The sequence below is a fragment of the Pseudomonas sp. NS1(2017) genome, assembly GCF_002269425.1.
Classification (GTDB): Bacteria; Pseudomonadota; Gammaproteobacteria; order Pseudomonadales; family Pseudomonadaceae; genus Aquipseudomonas; species Aquipseudomonas reactans.
Window position 1 is genome coordinate 2,797,666 of sequence record NZ_CP022960.1, and the last position, 18,619, is coordinate 2,816,284.

The window sequence follows — 18,619 nt, forward strand, 5'->3', positions numbered from 1 at the left end:
CGTTAAAAACTGGGGCGGCGCTTTTCAAATGGTCAGGCGTGTCAGCTCGACGCCGGGTTCCTGGGTCACGCTCAGTTGCTGGACGATGGCTTCCTGCAGGCGCAGACACAGTTCCGGGTCGGACAGCGGTTGGTTGTCGGCATCGGTGATGAAAAATACGTCTTCCACACGTTCACCGAGGGTCGCAATCTTGGCGTTTTGCAGCGACAGGTCGAACTCCAGGAAAATCCCGCCGATGCGTGCCAGCAGGCCCGGACGATCCGGGGCGCTGAGTTCCAGTACCGTCACCGGGCGCTGGGCGTCGTTGGAAATGGTCACCTGTGGCGCAAACGCAAAGTGCTTGAGTTGGCGCGGTACCCGACGCTGGATGATGGTCGGGTAGTCGTCAGGGTTGCGCAGGGCCTCGGTCAGGCCTTCGCGGATCTTTTTCACGCGCACCGGGTTGTCGCCAATCGAGTCGCCATCGGTGTCGAGCACGATATAGGTGTCGAGGGTGAACTGGCTGCTGGAGGTGATGACGCGGGCGTCATGGATGTTCAGGTTGAGCTGGTCCATGGCCGCCACGGTCACGGCGAAGAAGTCGTGCTGGTCGGGTGCGTAGATGAAGATCTGTGTGCCGCCCTCGAATTCGCGCTGGGTGGTTTCCTTGATCAGCACCAGCGGGCCACCATCGGCGGGCTGTTGCAGGATTGCGTCAGTGTGCCAGGCCACATCGCCGGCGGTGTGGCGCAAGAAGTAATCGTCGCCCAGTTGCGACCACAATTGCTCGACGTCGTCCGGATCGTTGCCGCCGCGCACCAGAATGTCCAGGGCCGCGCTCTGGGTGCGGCGGATCTGTTCTTCGCGGTCCACCGGGTTTTCCAGGCCACGGCGCAAGGCGCGCTTGGTCTCGGTGTAGAGCTGGCGCAACAGGCTGGCACGCCAGGAGTTCCACAGTGTCGGGTTGGTAGCGTTGATGTCGGAGACGGTCAGCACGTACAGGTAGTCGAGGCGGGTTTCATCGCTGACGATCTGCGCAAAGTCGTGGATCACCTGCGGGTCGGACAAGTCCTTGCGCTGGGCGGTGGTCGACATCACCAAATGGTTTTGCACCAGCCAGACGATCAGGCGGCTGTCCCAAACGGGCAACTGATGACGCTGGCAGAAAGCTTCGGCGTCAACCGCGCCCACCTCGGAGTGGTCGCCATGCCGGCCCTTGCCGATGTCGTGGTACAGGCCGGCCAGGTAGATCAGCTCGGGCTTGGGCAGCTTGGCCATGAGTTTGCTGGCCAGCGGGAATTTCTCTGACACTTGCGTGTACTGAAGCTTACGCAGGTGCTTAATCAGGTTCAGGGTGTGCGCGTCCACGGTATAGATGTGGAACAGGTCGTGCTGCATCTGCCCGACGATAAAACCGAACTCCGGCAGGTAGCGCCCGAGGATCCCGTAACGGTTCATGCGCCGCAGGTTGCGGTGGATGCCGATCTTGCACTTGAACAGCTCGATGAACAGGCTGGTGTTGCGGATATCGTTGCGGAAATCATCGTCGATCAGGTGACGGTTTTCCCGCAGCAGGCGGATGGTGTCGGCGCGCACGCCCTTGATTTCCGGCTGCTGGGCCATCAGTACGAAGATTTCCAGCATGGCGAACGGTGTGCGGCGGAACACGTTGTCGTTGCGCGCCTCGATATAGCCGTCATGCAACTGGAAGCGCGCGTTGATCGGCTGCGGCGGCGCTTCGTCTTCGGGGGCCAGGATCACTTCTTCGAAGTGCTGGATGATCAGGTCGCTGAGCTGGGCAATGCTCATGACCACCCGGTAGTACTGCTGCATGAAGCTTTCGATGCTGGTCTTCGCGTCTTCACCTTCAAAACCCAGCAGGGTAGCGATGGAGCGCTGGTGGTCGAACAGCAGGCGGTCTTCGGAGCGTCCGGCAAGCATGTGCAGGGCGTAGCGCACCTTCCACAGGAATTCCTGGGACGAGGCGAGCAGGGCGTTTTCGCTCTCCACCAGGAAACCCTCGCCAGCCAGGGCGCGCAGGTTCAGGGTGCCGTACTGGCGACGGGCAACCCACAAAATCGTCTGGATGTCCCGCAGCCCGCCGGGCGAGCCTTTGACGTTGGGTTCCAGGTTGTATTCGGTGTCGTTGTACTTGTGGTGCCGGGCCTTTTGCTCGGCACGCTTGGCCAGGAAGAAGTCCTTGCTTGGCCACATGTGCGCGGTGCTGGTGACTTCGAGCATGCGCTGACGCAGGCGCTCGGGGCCAGCGATGGTGCGGCTTTCCATGAGGTTGGTGATGACGGTGAGGTCGGCGCGGGCCTCTTCGGCGCATTCGTCGACCGAGCGCACGCTTTGGCCGACTTCCAGGCCGATGTCCCACAACAGCGTCAGAAAACGCTCGATGGAATCGCGAAAGATCTCATGGTCGGCGCTGTCCAGCAGGATCAGCAGGTCGATGTCGGAGTAAGGGTGCAACTCGCCGCGCCCGTAGCCGCCGACCGCCACCAGGGCGATGTCGGCGTCTTCGCTCCAACTGAACTGTTCCCAGGCCTTTTGCAGGATGTTATCGACGAACCAGGCGCGGTCCTCGATCAGCCGGCGGATGTCCCGGCCACTGCGAAAGCGCTCGTCGAGCACGTCGCGGGCCTGGCGGATGGCCTTCTTGAACGCGGCAATTGGGCTCGCTTTCAGGGCCAGTTCGGCCTGGAACTGGCCACGGTCGAAGAGTTCGGGATCCACCTGGGGCATCGATCGGCTTTCCTTTCTAGCTATAAGTCAGTCACGGGGTTGCGGGAAAACCGAAGCAATCATCACGCCGAAACGCGTGGGATGGTGTCGTCAGCGCGCAGGGTGAAGATCTCGTAGCCGGTTTCGGTGACCAGCAGGGTGTGTTCCCACTGGGCCGAGAGCTTGCGATCCTTGGTGATAGCGGTCCAGCCGTCACCCAGCACCTTGGTGTCGGCCTTGCCCTGGTTGATCATCGGCTCGATGGTGAAGGTCATGCCGGCTTTGAGTTCCATGCCGGTGCCTGCGCGGCCGTAGTGCAGGATCTGCGGCTCTTCGTGGAACACGGTACCGATACCGTGGCCGCAGAATTCGCGCACCACCGAGAAACCATTCTTTTCAGCGTGCTTCTGGATCACTTCACCGATGTCGCCCAGGCGGCAGCCGGGTTTCACGATCTCGATGGCCTTGTACATGCATTCCTGGGTGACCTGGGACAGGCGCTCTGCCCAGACCGGCACAGTGCCGACGTGGAACATGCGGCTGGTGTCGCCGAAGTAGCGGTCCTTGATCACCGTGACGTCGATGTTCAGGGTGTCGCCGTCCTTCAACGGTTTGTCACCTGGAATCCCGTGGCAGACCACGTGGTTGACCGAAGTGCAGATCGACTTGGGGAAGCCCTTGTAGTTCAGCGGGGCAGGGATGGCACCCTGCACATTGACTATATAGTCGTGGCAGATCTGGTTCAGGGTTTCGGTGGTGACGCCGGGCTTGACGTGTTCGGCGATCATTTCCAGCACGTCGGCAGCCAGTTTGCCGGCGATGCGCATGCCAGCGATGTCTTCGGCGGTTTTCAAGCTAACGGTCATACAGGCTCTCTCTAGCGCGACGCGCTGAAATCAATACGGTTTACGGGCGTGCGACAAAAGGTTGCAAAATTCGCACAAGCCACAGAAAACGCGATTCTAACAGACGATGGCCTCAAATCATGAGCCTCTGATGATCGCTTCTCTCTATAAGGTAGGGCTATATCAGCTCTATTCAAGGGGTTACACGAAAGCGCGCTGCGGTAAGTGTGATTGCGTATTCCGTTTTTGCCGATGCTGTGGTATAAAATGCGCCGCTTTCCGGGGATGCCCCGCAGAGCTTAAATCCACACACGTGTCGACACGATGACCTGGGTGCCGGAGGCCTTGATGCCGCTGGTTGGTCATTGGGATACGTGGAGGCCAAACCCGACTTATTAAGGAACTATCATGTCCCAAGTCAACATGCGCGATATGCTGAAGGCCGGTGTGCACTTCGGTCACCAGACCCGTTACTGGAACCCGAAAATGGGTAAATACATTTTCGGCGCGCGTAACAAGATCCACATCATCAACCTTGAAAAAACCCTGCCAATGTTCAACGAAGCTCTGACTTTCGTAGAGCGCCTGGCCCAGGGCAAAAACAAGATTCTGTTCGTCGGCACCAAGCGTTCCGCTGGCAAGATCGTTGCTGAAGAAGCAGCACGTTGCGGTTCGCCGTACGTCGATCACCGCTGGTTGGGCGGCATGCTGACCAACTTCAAAACCATCCGTGCTTCCATCAAGCGTCTGCGTGACCTTGAAGTACAAGCCGAAGACGGTACTTTCGCCAAGCTGACCAAGAAAGAAGCGCTGATGCGCTCCCGTGACCTGGAAAAGCTCGATCGTTCCCTGGGTGGTATCAAGGACATGGGCGGTCTGCCTGACGCACTGTTCGTTATCGACGTTGATCACGAGCGCATCGCGATCACCGAAGCCAACAAGCTGGGCATCCCGGTTATCGGCGTAGTCGATACCAACAGCAGCCCGGAAGGCGTTGACTACATCATCCCAGGCAACGATGACGCAATCCGCGCTATCCAGCTGTACATGGGTTCGATGGCTGACGCTGTAATCCGTGGTCGCAACCACGTTGCTGGTGGTACCGAGCAGTTCGTTGAAGAAGCTCCGGTAGCTGCCGCTGAGTAATTAGCGCCCTGGCGTTGACTCAGTAAGCAAAAAGGGGGCTTGGCCCCCTTTTTGCCACCTCGAAAACCGTTTGTCGGCGCTCATTTGTGATAGCGCAACCTAGCGACTGTAACGTGCAGCGGCCTACAACGGAGATTCGGGAAGAATTGATCGCCCGTTTGATCGGGTGGAATGGTTGAAAACCTATCCAAGAGGATTTTGAAATGGCAGAGATTACTGCAGCGTTGGTTAAAGAACTGCGTGAGCGTACCGGCGAAGGCATGATGGATTGCAAAAAGGCCTTGACCAAGGCCGGCGGCGACATCGAAAAAGCCATCGACGACATGCGTGCTTCGGGCGCCATCAAGGCCGCCAAGAAAGCCGGCAACGTAGCTGCTGAAGGCGCTATCGCTCTGGTTGAAGACGGTAAAGCCGCCGTTCTGCTGGAAGTGAACTCGCAGACCGACTTCCTGGCCCTGCAAGACGACTTCAAGGCATTCGTTGCTGCCAGCGTCAAGAAAGCATTCGACGAGAAGCTGACTACCGTTGAGCCTCTGATCGAAGCGCAAGAAGCTGATCGCCTGGTACTGGTCGGCAAGGTTGGCGAAAACGTCAACATCCGTCGCCTGACTCGCGTTGAAGGTGATGTGGTTGGTGGTTACCTGCACGGCAACAAGATCGGTGTAGCCGTTGTTCTGAAAGGCGGCGACGTTGAGCTGGCTAAAGACATCGCTATGCACGTTGCTGCAAGCAACCCAGAATTCCTGCTGCCTTCGGAAGTTTCTGACGAAGCCATCGAGCGTGAAAAAGCTGTGTTCCTGAGCCTGAACGCCGACAAGATCGCCGGTAAGCCAGAAAACATCGTTGAAAACATGATTAAAGGCCGTATCAGCAAGTTCCTGGCTGAAGCGAGCTTGGTTGAGCAGGCGTTCGTCAAGAACCCTGAAGTCAAGGTTGGCGAACTGGCCAAGAAAGCCGGTGCTGAAATCGTTTCCTTCACTTACTACAAAGTAGGCGAAGGCATCGAGAAGCCGGTCGACAACTTCGCTGAAGAAGTTGCTGCCCAGCTGGCTGCCGCCAAGCAATAAGACAGTTTTCAACTGTCGCCCGAAAGAGGCTGCCCGCTCACGCGCGCAGCCTCTTTTCAAATGGGAAGGCCGATTTTAATTGGCTTCCCTTCGGAACTGGCTTACAAAGCCGTGTTCCGATGGCGCTGTAGCAGCGTCCAGCTAGAGTGAACGCAAGCCGTAAACGGCTCGCCAAGAATTTTTAAAAATACGCCGCAGGAGAGATTCGCAATGGCTCAGCAGGGCAGTGGTTATCAGGCTCGCTATAAACGCATTCTACTCAAGCTTAGCGGCGAGGCCCTGATGGGCTCGGAAGAGTTCGGGATCGATCCCAAGGTGCTCGACCGCATGGCGCTGGAAGTTGGCCAACTGGTCGGCATCGGCGTACAGGTCGGCCTGGTGATCGGCGGTGGCAACCTGTTCCGCGGCGCGGCACTGAGCGCCGCTGGCATGGATCGGGTTACTGGCGACCACATGGGCATGCTGGCCACTGTGATGAACGCCCTGGCCATGCGCGACGCCCTGGAGCGTGCCAACATCTCGGCTATCGTGATGTCAGCTATTTCCATGGTCGGCGTAACCGATCACTATGACCGCCGCAAAGCCATGCGCCACCTGAATTCCAAGGAAGTGGTGATCTTCGCCGCTGGTACGGGCAACCCGTTCTTCACCACCGACTCCGCAGCCTGCCTGCGCGCCATCGAAATCGACGCTGACGTGGTGTTGAAGGCGACCAAGGTGGATGGTGTGTACACTGCCGATCCATTCAAAGACCCGCATGCCGAGAAGTTCGATCATCTGACCTACGATGAAGTACTGGATCGCAAGCTGGGCGTGATGGACCTGACGGCTATTTGCCTGTGCCGCGACCACAAGATGCCGCTGCGCGTATTTAACATGAACAAGCCCGGCGCCCTGCTGAATATCGTACACGGCGGCGCAGAAGGGACTCTGATCGAGGAAGGCCAACAATGATCAACGAAATCAAGAAAGACGCCCAGGCGCGTATGCAAAAATCCCTGGAATCCCTGAGCCATGCATTTGGCCAGATCCGTACCGGCAAGGCGCACCCAAGCATCCTGGGCAGCGTGATGGTGCCTTACTACGGTTCCGATACCCCGATCAGCAGCGTTGCCAACATTACTGTTAAAGACTCGCGCACCCTGCAAGTCGTAGCGTTCGAGCGCAACATGCTGGGTGCTGTCGACAAGGCCATCCAGAGCGCCGGTTTGAACCTCAACCCGACCAACCTGGGTGAGCTGCTGCTGATCTCCATGCCGGCCCTGACTGAAGAAACCCGTAAGGGTTTCACCAAGCAGGCGCGCAGCGCTGCCGAAGACGCCCGTGTTGCCGTGCGCAACATCCGTCGTGATGCCTTGGGTGACTTGAAGAAACTGGTCAAGGACAAGGAAATCAGCGAAGACGAAGAGCGTCGTGCCACCGCTGATATCGACAAGCTGACCAAAGATGCCGAGGCCCAAATCACCAAGGCTACCGAAGAAAAAGAAAAGGACCTGATGGCCGTATAAGGGGTCAGGACGCCTTCATGGAAAAGACCAAGCAGACTGTACCCTCTGTGGTGCCGCGCCATGTCGCGATCATCATGGATGGGAATAATCGCTGGGCGAAGAAACGCTTTATGCCGGGTGTTGCCGGGCATAAAGCGGGTGTCGATGCGGTTCGCGCTGTGATCGAGGTGTGCGCCGAGGCCAAGGTCGAGGTGTTGACCTTGTTCGCCTTCTCCAGTGAGAACTGGCAGCGGCCCGCCGAAGAAGTCAGCGCCTTGATGGACCTGTTCTTCAAGGCCTTGCGTCGTGAAGCCAAGCGGCTCAACGACAACAACATCAGCCTGCGCATCATCGGCGATCGCTCGCGCTTTCACCCTGAACTGCAAGCCGCCATGCGTGAAGCCGAGGCCATTACAGCTGGGGCCAATCGATTTGTGCTGCAGATCGCAGCCAACTACGGCGGCCAGTGGGATATCGCCCAGGCAGCACAGCGTCTGGCGCGTGAAGTACAGGCCGGTCATCTGCGGCCCGACGACATCACCCCTGAACTGTTGCAAACCTGCCTGGTGACCGGCGACCTGCCGTTGCCTGACTTGTGCATCCGTACCGGTGGTGAGCACCGCATCAGCAATTTCCTGTTGTGGCAGCTGGCTTACACCGAGCTGTACTTCTCCGACCTGTTCTGGCCGGACTTCAAACACGATGCCATGCGTAACGCGCTGGCCGATTTCGCTTCCCGTCAGCGTCGCTTCGGTAAAACGAGCGAGCAGATCGAAGCTGGAGCCCGGGTTTAAATGCTTAAACAACGTATCATCACAGCACTGATCCTGTTGCCGATCGCCTTGTGTGGGTTTTTCCTGCTCGACGGTTCCGCCTTTGCGCTGTTTATCGGCGTGGTGGTCACCCTGGGTGCCTGGGAGTGGGCGCGCCTGGCGGGTTTCAGCGCGCAATTGCCGCGCGTCGTGTATGCCGCGGTCGTAGCTGCCTTGGCGTTCCTCCTGTACATCCTGCCGGACATAGCGCCCTGGGTGTTGGGGGCGGCGGTGCTGTGGTGGGCGCTGGCGACATTCCTGGTGCTGACCTATCCGGGCACCAGTGGCAAGTGGTCCAGTGTGGCCTGCAAGTTGGTAATCGGTTTGCTGATCTTGCTGCCGGCGTGGCAAGGGCTGGTGGAGATCAAGCGTTATCCAATGGGTAACTGGCTGATCCTGGCCGTCATGGTGCTGGTCTGGGGTGCTGATATCGGCGCCTACTTCTCCGGTCGTGCCTTCGGCAAGCGCAAGCTGGCGCCGGCGGTCAGTCCAGGCAAGAGCTGGGAAGGCGTGTATGGCGGCCTGGCGTTGACCCTGGTGATCACGCTGGTCGTCGGTGTAGTGCGTGACTGGTCGGTGAAGGAAATTTTTCTGGCGCTGCTGGCCACTGCCATTGTCGTGTTTATATCGGTCGTAGGTGATCTCACCGAAAGCATGTTCAAGCGTCAGGCCGGAATCAAGGACAGCAGTAACCTGCTGCCAGGTCACGGCGGCGTGCTGGACCGTATCGACAGCCTGACCGCTGCCATCCCGATCTTTGCCGTACTGTTGTGGATGACCGCTTCGTGAGCCGCCTGCAGCAAGTCACCGTGCTGGGCGCAACCGGCTCGGTGGGGTTGAGCGCCCTGGACGTGATCGCTCGTCACCCTGATCGCTACCAAGTCTTCGCCCTGACCGGTTTTACCCGCCTGAGCGAACTGCTGGCCTTGTGTGTGCGTCACGCGCCGCGCTTTGCCGTGGTGCCTGAGGCCGCTGCGGCTCGGAGCCTGCAGGATGATCTGCGGGCTGCCGGGCTTGCCACTCAAGTGCTGGTGGGGGAGGAGGGGCTGTGCCAGGTCTCGGGCGATGCTGAAGTGGATACCGTGGTCGCCGCTATTGTCGGCGCTGCGGGCCTGCGCCCAACACTGGCTGCCGTGGATGCTGGTAAGAAGATCCTGCTGGCCAATAAAGAAGCGCTGGTCATGTCCGGTGCGCTCTTCATGCAGGCGGTGCGTAAGAGTGGCGCGGTGCTGTTGCCGCTGGACAGCGAGCACAACGCAATCTTTCAATGCATGCCCGGCGATTATGCGCGTGGCTTGAGCCAAGTGGGCGTACGCCGGATCCTGCTGACTGCCTCTGGTGGTCCGTTCCGACAAACCCCGCTGGCTGAGCTGGAGCATGTGTCGCCCGACCAGGCGTGCGCTCATCCGAACTGGTCCATGGGGCGTAAAATCTCCGTGGATTCGGCGAGCATGATGAACAAAGGCCTGGAGCTGATCGAGGCGTGCTGGTTGTTCGATGCACGGCCGGATCAGGTCGAGGTGGTGATTCATCCACAAAGTGTGATTCATTCTCTCGTCGACTACGTGGACGGCTCGGTCTTGGCACAGTTGGGCAACCCCGATATGCGCACGCCGATTGCCAATGCCCTGGCCTGGCCAGAGCGGATTGACTCGGGCGTAGCGCCTTTGGACCTGTTTGCCGTGGCCCGCCTGGACTTCGAGGCGCCGGACGAGCAGCGCTTCCCCTGCCTGCGACTGGCGCGGCAAGCGGCTGAAGCGGGTAACAGTGCACCAGCAATGCTGAACGCGGCCAATGAAGTGGCCGTGGCAGCGTTTCTCGAACGGCGCATCCGCTTTCCGCAGATCGCGAGTATTATCGAAGACGTCCTGGCCCTTGAGCCTGTCGTGGCGGTGAATGATCTGGCGGCAGTGTTCGAGGCGGATACCAAGGCCCGAGCCTTGGCAGAACAATGGTTGAGCCGCAACGCGCGTTAGCCTGATCTTCAGGCACTGGATTGGAATGCGGAGAAATTAGATGAGTGCGCTTTACATGATTGTCGGCACCCTGGTTGCTCTGGGTGTGCTGGTTACCTTTCACGAATTCGGCCACTTCTGGGTGGCGCGTCGTTGCGGCGTCAAGGTACTGCGCTTTTCCGTCGGTTTCGGCATGCCGCTGGTGCGCTGGCACGACCGTCGTGGTACCGAGTTCGTGATTGCAGCGATCCCGTTGGGTGGCTACGTCAAGATGCTCGATGAGCGCGAAGGTGAAGTACCGGCAGACCAGTTGGACCAATCCTTCAACCGCAAGACCGTTCGTCAGCGCATTGCTATCGTCGCCGCCGGCCCGATCGCCAACTTCCTGTTGGCAATGGTGTTCTTCTGGGTCTTAGCCATGCTGGGCAGCCAGCAGGTGCGTCCGGTGATTGGTGCGGTCGAGTCGGACAGTATTGCCGCCAAGGCTGGATTGGTTGCCGGGCAGGAAATTGTATCCATTGATGGCGAACCCACCACGGGATGGGGCGCGGTCAATTTGCAGTTGGTGCGTCGGCTGGGTGAAAGCGGCATCGTCAAGGTAGTGGTGCGCGAGCAGGATTCCACCAGCGAAACCCCACGTGAGCTGGCTCTCGACCATTGGCTCAAGGGTGCTGATGAGCCTGATCCGATCAAGTCTCTGGGTATCCGCCCATGGCGTCCGGCCTTGCCGCCGGTCCTCGCTGAGCTGGATCCGAAAGGTCCGGCCCAGGCTGCCGGCTTGAAAACCGGTGATCGTCTGTTGGCCCTCGATGGTCAGGCGCTGGGTGACTGGCAGCAGGTGGTCGACCTGGTGCGTGTACGTCCTGATACCAAAATTGTGCTGAAAGTCGAGCGCGACGGTGCTCAAATCGACGTCCCTGTGACCTTGTCGGTGCGTGGGGAGGCCAAGGCGGCCGGGGGTTACCTGGGTGCCGGGGTCAAAGGTGTCGATTGGCCGCCATCCATGGTGCGCGAGGTGAGTTACGGGCCTTTGGCTGCGATTGGCGAAGGTGCAAAACGCACCTGGACCATGAGTGTGCTGACCCTCGAATCCCTCAAGAAAATGTTGTTCGGCGAGCTCTCGGTAAAAAACTTGAGTGGACCGATAACCATTGCTAAAGTGGCGGGCGCTTCTGCCCAGTCGGGTGTCGCGGATTTCCTGAATTTCCTGGCTTATCTGAGTATTAGCCTGGGTGTTCTGAATTTGTTGCCCATTCCTGTACTGGATGGGGGGCATCTGTTGTTTTATCTGGTCGAGTGGGTGCGTGGTCGCCCCTTGTCGGATCGGGTGCAGGGTTGGGGGATACAGATCGGTATCAGTTTGGTGGTCGGGGTGATGTTATTAGCCCTGGTCAACGATCTGGGTCGACTGTAACGCTTCGCTGAATTGCGAATCTGCCGCATTTTGCGGCAGTTTGTTTATTGCCAGTTGGAATAAGAAAGGACTTCATGAAACGTCTGCTGCTAACTGCGGTTCTCACCGTATTGATGATCGCCGAAGTTCACGCCGAGTCCTTCACCATCTCCGATATTCGCGTCAACGGCCTCCAGCGGGTTTCCGCGGGTAGCGTCTTTGGTGCATTACCGTTGAACGTCGGTGAACAGGCTGATGACCGTCGCCTGGTGGAATCCACTCGTGCGCTGTTCAAAACCGGTTTCTTTCAAGACATCCAACTGGGTCGCGAAGGCAACGTCCTGGTCATCACCGTGGTCGAGCGACCTTCCGTCGCCAGTATCGAGATCGAAGGCAACAAGGCGATCTCTACTGAAGACCTGATGAAAGGTCTGAAACAGTCCGGCCTGGCCGAAGGCGAGATCTTCCAGCGCGCCACCCTCGAAGGTGTGCGTAACGAACTGCAACGCCAGTACGTTGCCCAGGGTCGCTACTCCGCCACCGTGGAAACGGAAGTGGTGCCGCAGCCCCGTAACCGTGTCGGCCTCAAGGTCAACATCAACGAAGGCACCGTGGCGGCGATCCAGCACATCAACGTGGTGGGCAACACCAAGTTCGCTGATGAAGACCTGATCGACCTGTTCGAACTCAAGACCACCAACTGGTTGTCGTTCTTCAAGAACGATGACAAGTACGCCCGTGAAAAGCTGTCCGGTGACCTGGAGCGCCTGCGTTCCTACTACCTGGACCGTGGCTATATCAATATGGATATCGCTTCGACCCAGGTGTCCATCACCCCGGACAAGAAGCACGTCTACATCACCGTCAACGTCAACGAAGGCGAGAAGTACAAGGTTCGTGACGTAAAACTGAGCGGCGACCTGAAAGTACCTGAAGACCAGGTCAAGGCGCTGCTGCTGGTGCAGAAGGACCAAGTGTTCTCGCGCAAGCTGATGACCACGACTTCCGAACTGATCACCCGCCGCCTGGGTAACGAAGGCTACACCTTCGCCAACGTCAACGGCGTGCCGACACCCCATGATGATGACCACACCGTGGACATCACCTTCGTGGTCGATCCAGGCAAGCGTGCTTACGTAAACCGTATCAACTTCCGCGGCAACACCAAGTCTGCGGACGAAGTGCTGCGTCGCGAAATGCGTCAGATGGAAGGTGGCTGGGCGTCGACTTACCTGATCGACCAGTCCAAGACCCGTCTTGAGCGCCTGGGCTTCTTCAAGGAAGTCAACGTCGAAACCCCGGCCGTACCGGGTGTGGATGACCAGGTTGACGTGAACTACGCCGTGGAAGAACAAGCGTCGGGCTCGATCACCGCCAGCGTCGGCTTCGCACAGAGTGCCGGTTTGATCCTCGGTGGTTCGATTACCCAAAACAACTTCCTGGGTACCGGTAACCGCGTGTCCATCGGCCTGACTCGAAGCGAATACCAGAGCCGATACAACTTCGGTTACACCGACCCCTACTGGACTGCTGACGGTGTGAGCCTGGGCTACAACGCCTTCTACCGCACCACCGACTACAAAGACCTCGACGTTGACGTTGCAAGCTATGCGATCGACAGCCTCGGCGCCGGTGTGAACATCGGTTACCCGATCAGCGAGACTTCGCGTCTGACGTTCGGCCTGACTGCACAGCAGGATGAGATCAAGACCGGTGTGTACACCGTGGATGAGATCTTCGACTTTACCCGTCGCGAAGGTGACAAGTTCCTGAACTTCAAGGCGTCCGCCGGCTGGTCCGAGTCGACCCTGAACAAAGGTGTACTTGCGACCCGTGGTCATTCCCAGAGCCTGACCCTGGAAACCACCACGCCGGGCAGCGACCTGTCGTTCTTCAAGCTCGACTACCGTGGCCAGCTGTTCACGCCGTTGAGCGACAACTACACCATGCGCCTGCACACTGAACTGGGTTATGGCGATGGTTATGGCTCCACCAATGGTCTACCGTTCTACGAGAACTACTACGCGGGTGGCTTCAACTCCGTACGTGGTTTCAAAGACAGCACCTTGGGCCCACGTGGTACTCCAAGTCGTGGTGTTGGCATAACCGGTAACCAAGGCACTGTGGCGGATTCGGACAACGACCCGCTGCCGTTCGGTGGTAACGTGTTGATCCAGGGTGGTGCGGAGATCCTGTTCCCACTGCCATTCGTGAAAGATCAGCGTTCCCTGCGGACTTCGGTCTTCTGGGACGTGGGTAACGTGTTCGACTCCAAGTGCGAGCAGATCCGTAACCCGAGCGGTGTGAAGTCCAACACCCAATGCAACGATGTGAGCCTGAGCAACCTGGCAAGCTCCGTGGGTGTGGGTGTGACCTGGGTGACTGCGCTTGGCCCATTGAGCTTCGCTCTGGCCATGCCGATCAAGAAACCGGATAACGCTGAAACCCAGATTTTCCAATTCTCCCTCGGCCAGACGTTCTAAGCGTCTGACCCAAGATAACGACAACGGATTCTGTAGGAGTACATCGTGCGTAAGTTGACTCAATTGGTTCTGCTGGCAACCGTGCTGGTAGCGACCCCGGCCTTCGCCGAAATGAAAATCGCCGTCCTGAACTATCAGATGGCCCTGCTGGAATCCGATGCGGCCAAGAAATACGCCGTGGATGCCGAAAAGAAATTCGGTCCGCAACTGACCAAGCTCAAGACGTTGGAAAGCAGCGCCAAGGGCATCCAGGATCGCCTGGTAGCCGGTGGTGACAAGATGCAGCAAGGCGAGCGCGAGCGTCTGGAGCTTGAATTCAAGCAAAAGGCCCGTGACTACCAGTTCCAGTCCAAGGAACTGAACGAAGCCAAGGCTGTTGCTGACCGTGAAATGCTGAAACAACTGAAGCCGAAACTCGACAGCGCTGTTGAAGAAGTCATCAAGAAAGGTGCCTTTGACTTGGTGTTCGAGCGTGGCGCTGTGATCGACGTCAAGCCTCAATACGACATCACCCGTCAGGTGATCGAGCGCATGAACCAGCTGAAGTAAGCCATGACCGCGACTATCAAGCTCGGCGAGTTGGCCGAGTTCCTGGGAGCCACCTTGCGTGGCTCCTCGGAGAAGGAAATCACTGGGCTAGCCACCTTGCAGGAGGCTGGCCCAGCTCAGTTGAGCTTCCTCGCAAACCCCCAATACCGTAAATACCTGGTCGACAGCCAAGCCGCAGCCGTGTTGCTGAAGGCCGCTGACGCAGAAGGGTTTGTCGGGGATGCGCTGGTGGTGGCCGACCCGTATCTGGCTTATGCACGGGTGTCGCACCTGTTCGATCCGAAACCCAAGGCTGCCAGCGGTATTCATCCGTCGGCGGTTATTGCTGATGATGCGCAGGTTGATCCAGCGGCCAGTATCGGTGCGTTTGCGGTGATCGAAAGTGGCGCACGCATTGCGGCGGGTGTAACGGTTGGTGCCCATTGCTTTATCGGTGCGCGCTGCGAGATCGGTGCTGACGGTTGGCTGGCTCCGCGTGTGACCCTGTACCACGACGTGCGTATTGGTGAGCGTGTGGTTATCCAGTCGGGTGCCGTAATTGGCGGTGAAGGCTTCGGTTTTGCCAATGCCAAGGGTATCTGGAACAAGATTGCCCAGGTCGGCGGCGTACTGATCGGCGACGATGTGGAAATCGGCGTGAACACGGCTGTTGATCGCGGGGCCCTGGCCGATACGGTGATCGGCAACGGTGTGAAACTCGACAACCAGATCCAGATCGCCCACAACGTGCAGATTGGCGACCACACCGCCATGGCGGCCTGCGTGGGTATCTCCGGCAGCACCAAGATCGGCAAGCATTGCATGCTCGCCGGTGGCGTAGGGCTGGTGGGACATATCGATATTTGCGACAACGTCTTTATCACCGGCATGACCATGGTCACCCACTCGATCACCGAGCCAGGCGCCTATTCTTCCGGTACCGCCATGCAGCCCGCGGCTGAATGGCGCAAGAGTGCAGCACGGTTGAGGCAGCTCGACGACATGGCTCGACGTCTCAAACAGCTGGAAAAGCGTGTTGGGGACGTGACCCCTGGCGGTAATGCTTCATCAGAAGGCTGATACCATTTCCATATCAAGTGTGCACAGCCGCTAGACTGCCTCCTTGATTTGCTAGCGGGGCGTGCTTTTAGTTCGCCCGCCCCCAATCTTTATTACAGGCTTCCCCCCGAAATGATGGACATCAACGAGATTCGCGAATACCTGCCTCACCGTTACCCGTTCCTGCTGGTGGACCGCGTAGTGGACCTCAACATCGAGGAAAAGCGCATTCGTGCCTACAAGAATGTCAGCATCAACGAACCATTCTTCAATGGTCACTTTCCTGCGCACCCCATTATGCCGGGCGTGTTGATCATCGAAGCGATGGCCCAGGCTGCCGGTATCCTTGGTTTCAAAATGCTCGACCTCAAGCCTGCCGACGGCACGCTTTACTATTTCGTGGGCTCCGACAAGTTGCGTTTCCGCAACCCGGTGACCCCGGGTGACCAGTTGATCCTGGAAGCCAAGTTCATCAGCTGCAAGCGCCAGATCTGGAAGTTCGAATGCCAGGCCTCGGTGGACGGCAAGCCGGTGTGCTCCGCCGAGATCATCTGTGCGGAACGCAAACTATGAGTTTGATTGACCCTCGCGCAATCATCGATCCGTCGGCCGTTCTGGCCGCCGACGTTGAGGTCGGCCCCTGGTCGATCATCGGCGCAGGTGTGGAAATCGGCGAGGGGACTGTCATCGGGCCGCACGTGATCCTCAAAGGTCCGACCCGCATTGGCAAACACAATCGCATCTACCAGTTCTCCTCGGTAGGTGAAGACACCCCGGACATGAAGTACAAGGGTGAAGAGACTCGTCTGGTAATCGGTGATCACAACATCATTCGAGAAGGCGTGACCATTCACCGTGGCACCGTGCAGGATCGTGCCGAGACCACCCTGGGTGATCACAACCTGGTGATGGCCTACGCGCACATCGGCCACGACAGTGTCATCGGCAACCACTGCATCCTGGTCAACAACACTGCATTGGCCGGACATGTGCATGTTGATGATTGGGCGATCCTGTCCGGCTTCACCCTGGTGCATCAGTACTGCCATATCGGCGCCCACAGCTTTTCCGGCATGGGCACCGCCATTGGCAAGGATGTTCCAGCATTTGTGACGGTATTCGGCAACCCGGCCGAAGCGCGCAGCATGAACTTCGAAGGCATGCGCCGTCGTGGGTTCAGCGAAGACGCCATCCATGCCCTGCGCCGTGCCTACAAGGTGGTTTACCGCCAAGGGCTCACGGTTGACCAGGCATTGACCCAATTGGCCGAGCCGGCAGCGTTGTTCCCGGAAGTCGCGGTGTTCCGTGACTCGATCCAGGCGTCGACTCGCGGCATCACCCGCTAATCATGGCTAATCTGCGTATCGCGCTGGTAGCCGGGGAAGCTTCCGGCGACATTCTGGGCGCAGGTCTTATGCGGGCACTCAAGGCCCAGCATCCGGCGGTTGAATTCATCGGTGTCGGCGGTCCGCTGATGCAGGCTGAAGGGCTCACGTCCTACTTTCCCATGGAGCGCCTGTCGGTCATGGGGTTGGTCGAGGTGCTGGGTCGCCTGCGCGAGCTGCTGGCCCGTCGCAAGCTGCTGATTCAGACCCTGATCGAAGAAAAGCCCGACGTGTTCATCGGCATCGACGCGCCAGACTTCACCCTCAATATCGAACTCAAGTTGCGTCAGGCCGGGATCAAGACCGTGCATTACGTCAGCCCGTCCGTGTGGGCGTGGCGGCAGAAGCGCGTGCTGAAGATCCGCGAAGGCTGCGATCTGATGCTGACACTGCTGCCGTTCGAGGCCAGGTTCTACGAAGAGAAGGGCGTGCCGGTACGGTTTGTCGGGCATACCCTGGCCGACACGATTCCGTTGCAGGCTGACCGCGCCGCCGCGCGTGCCGAACTGGGCTTGCCCGACGGCCCGTTGGTCGCGCTGATGCCGGGCAGTCGTGGTGGCGAAGTTGGCCGCCTGGCCTCTGTATTCTTCGATGCCGCCGAGCGTCTGCAAGCGTTGAAATCAGGGATACGTTTCGTGCTGCCTTGCGCGAGCCCGCAGCGTCGCGCACAGATCGAAACGCTGCTGGAAGGTCGCAACCTGCCGTTGACCTTGCTCGACGGCCAGTCGCACCTCGCCCTGGCGGCCTGTGATGCGGTGCTGATCGCTTCGGGCACGGCTACCCTGGAAGCTTTGCTGTACAAGCGCCCAATGGTGGTGGCCTACCGCCTGGCGCCGCTGACCTTCTGGATCCTCAAGCGCATGGTCAAAAGCCCTTACATCTCCCTGCCCAATCTGCTGGCCCAACGCCTGTTGGTGCCGGAGTTGTTGCAGGACGATGCAACGCCTGAGGCCCTTGCGCAAACCCTACTACCCTTGATCGATGGCGGCGAAGAACAGACCCGCGGTTTCGACGACATTCACCGCATACTGCGCCGTGATGCCTCGAACCAGGCGGCCGACGCCGTGTTGACCTTGATCGGCCAGAAACAGGAAGCCTTATGACGACGCAAATGGGCCTGGATTTCAGCCTGGTTGCCGACGCCCACGAACTGGTCGCCGGTGTCGACGAAGTCGGGCGTGGGCCTTTGTGTGGTGCCGTGGTCACGGCGGCGGTGATTCTCGATCCGAACCGCCCGATCCTCGGCCTCAATGACTCGAAGAAACTCACCGAGGCGCGCCGTGAAAAGCTTTACGACGAGATCATCGAAAAAGCCCTGAGCTGGCACATCGCCCGGGCCGAAGTCGAAGAAATCGACGAGCTGAATATTCTTCACGCCACCATGCTCGCGATGCAGCGTGCGGTTGAAGGCCTGCACATCACGCCAAAAATGGCGATGATCGACGGTAACCGTTGCCCCAAGCTGGCCATGCCTTCTGAGGCAGTGGTGAAGGGTGATAGCAAGGTGCCTGCCATCGCAGCCGCCTCGATCCTGGCCAAAGTCAGCCGTGATCGTGAAATGGCCGCGTTCGAATTGATCTACCCCGGCTACGGCATTGGCGGGCATAAGGGCTATCCGACGCCCGTTCATCTGGAAGCCTTGGCTCGCCTGGGGCCTACGCCGATCCATCGCCGCTCGTTCGCCCCGGTTCGCCAGGCCTATGAGCTGCGCGAGAGCCTCAACGAGGTCTAGTCGCAAGGCTGATGTTTTGCT

The 18,619-nt window shown here is 58.9% G+C and carries 17 protein-coding genes; 15 read left to right on the forward strand and 2 right to left on the reverse strand.

Translation table 11 applies throughout. The features are described from left to right. Nucleotides 1–24: 24 nt before the first annotated feature. Nucleotides 25–2,727, reverse strand: coding sequence for a [protein-PII] uridylyltransferase (locus CI807_RS13215; RefSeq protein ID WP_095014958.1), 2,703 nt, complete (start codon nucleotides 2,725–2,727; stop codon nucleotides 25–27). Nucleotides 2,728–2,789: 62 nt separating this feature from the next. Next, on the reverse strand, nucleotides 2,790–3,572 hold the full coding sequence (gene map, locus CI807_RS13220) for a type I methionyl aminopeptidase (RefSeq protein ID WP_012722594.1): 783 nt from the start codon (nucleotides 3,570–3,572) through the stop codon (nucleotides 2,790–2,792). 387 nt (nucleotides 3,573–3,959) lie between these two features. Between map and rpsB the strand changes: the two genes are divergently transcribed. From rpsB to rnhB, 15 genes are all read left to right on the forward strand, one after another. Then, entirely contained in the window at nucleotides 3,960–4,697 is a 738-nt protein-coding gene (rpsB, locus tag CI807_RS13225) for a 30S ribosomal protein S2 (RefSeq protein WP_003189158.1), read from the forward strand. A gap of 203 nt (nucleotides 4,698–4,900) precedes the next feature. After that, on the forward strand, nucleotides 4,901–5,764 hold the full coding sequence (gene tsf, locus CI807_RS13230) for a translation elongation factor Ts (RefSeq protein ID WP_016975843.1): 864 nt from the start codon (nucleotides 4,901–4,903) through the stop codon (nucleotides 5,762–5,764). A gap of 210 nt (nucleotides 5,765–5,974) precedes the next feature. Next, the gene (gene pyrH / locus CI807_RS13235; protein ID WP_003189161.1) at nucleotides 5,975–6,718 is read left to right on the forward strand and encodes a UMP kinase; all 744 of its coding nucleotides are present in this window, start codon (nucleotides 5,975–5,977) and stop codon (nucleotides 6,716–6,718) included. Continuing rightward, complete coding sequence (gene frr / locus CI807_RS13240) at nucleotides 6,715–7,272, forward strand: ribosome recycling factor (protein WP_012722596.1); 558 nt, start codon at nucleotides 6,715–6,717, stop codon at nucleotides 7,270–7,272. Before pyrH ends, frr begins: the two co-directional genes overlap by 4 nt. A 17-nt stretch (nucleotides 7,273–7,289) precedes the next feature. Next, the gene (uppS, locus tag CI807_RS13245) at nucleotides 7,290–8,045 is read left to right on the forward strand and encodes a polyprenyl diphosphate synthase (RefSeq protein WP_016974405.1); all 756 of its coding nucleotides are present in this window, start codon (nucleotides 7,290–7,292) and stop codon (nucleotides 8,043–8,045) included. After that, entirely contained in the window at nucleotides 8,046–8,852 is an 807-nt protein-coding gene (locus CI807_RS13250) for a phosphatidate cytidylyltransferase (RefSeq protein ID WP_095014959.1), read from the forward strand. Next, entirely contained in the window at nucleotides 8,849–10,039 is a 1,191-nt protein-coding gene (ispC, locus tag CI807_RS13255) for a 1-deoxy-D-xylulose-5-phosphate reductoisomerase (protein ID WP_095014960.1), read from the forward strand. The genes CI807_RS13250 and ispC overlap by 4 nt, the downstream gene beginning before the upstream one ends. Nucleotides 10,040–10,079: 40 nt before the next feature. After that, a complete protein-coding gene (gene rseP / locus CI807_RS13260) occupies nucleotides 10,080–11,432 on the forward strand; it encodes a sigma E protease regulator RseP (RefSeq protein ID WP_095014961.1) in 1,353 nt (450 codons plus the stop codon). A 74-nt stretch (nucleotides 11,433–11,506) separates the two neighbouring features. Further along, nucleotides 11,507–13,894 carry an outer membrane protein assembly factor BamA gene (gene bamA, locus CI807_RS13265; protein ID WP_028619206.1) on the forward strand — a complete coding sequence of 796 codons (2,388 nt, stop codon included), beginning with the start codon at nucleotides 11,507–11,509 and terminating at the stop codon, nucleotides 13,892–13,894. A gap of 45 nt (nucleotides 13,895–13,939) precedes the next feature. Further along, a complete protein-coding gene (locus CI807_RS13270) occupies nucleotides 13,940–14,443 on the forward strand; it encodes an OmpH family outer membrane protein (RefSeq protein WP_003219314.1) in 504 nt (167 codons plus the stop codon). 3 nt (nucleotides 14,444–14,446) lie between these two features. Further along, entirely contained in the window at nucleotides 14,447–15,502 is a 1,056-nt protein-coding gene (gene lpxD, locus CI807_RS13275) for a UDP-3-O-(3-hydroxymyristoyl)glucosamine N-acyltransferase (RefSeq protein WP_095014962.1), read from the forward strand. Nucleotides 15,503–15,613: 111 nt separating this feature from the next. Beyond that, nucleotides 15,614–16,054, forward strand: a complete 441-nt coding sequence (gene fabZ, locus CI807_RS13280) for a 3-hydroxyacyl-ACP dehydratase FabZ (protein WP_016976866.1) — start codon at nucleotides 15,614–15,616, stop codon at nucleotides 16,052–16,054. Further along, nucleotides 16,051–16,827: an acyl-ACP--UDP-N-acetylglucosamine O-acyltransferase gene (gene lpxA / locus CI807_RS13285; RefSeq protein ID WP_016976867.1), complete on the forward strand. Its 777-nt coding sequence runs from the start codon at nucleotides 16,051–16,053 to the stop codon at nucleotides 16,825–16,827. The genes fabZ and lpxA overlap by 4 nt, the downstream gene beginning before the upstream one ends. 2 nt (nucleotides 16,828–16,829) lie before the next feature. Further along, nucleotides 16,830–17,969 (forward strand): lipid-A-disaccharide synthase, encoded by a 1,140-nt coding sequence (gene lpxB / locus CI807_RS13290; protein WP_095014963.1) that lies wholly within the window; start codon nucleotides 16,830–16,832, stop codon nucleotides 17,967–17,969. Beyond that, nucleotides 17,966–18,598 carry a ribonuclease HII gene (rnhB, locus tag CI807_RS13295; protein ID WP_095014964.1) on the forward strand — a complete coding sequence of 211 codons (633 nt, stop codon included), beginning with the start codon at nucleotides 17,966–17,968 and terminating at the stop codon, nucleotides 18,596–18,598. Before lpxB ends, rnhB begins: the two co-directional genes overlap by 4 nt. Nucleotides 18,599–18,619 lie beyond the last annotated feature (21 nt).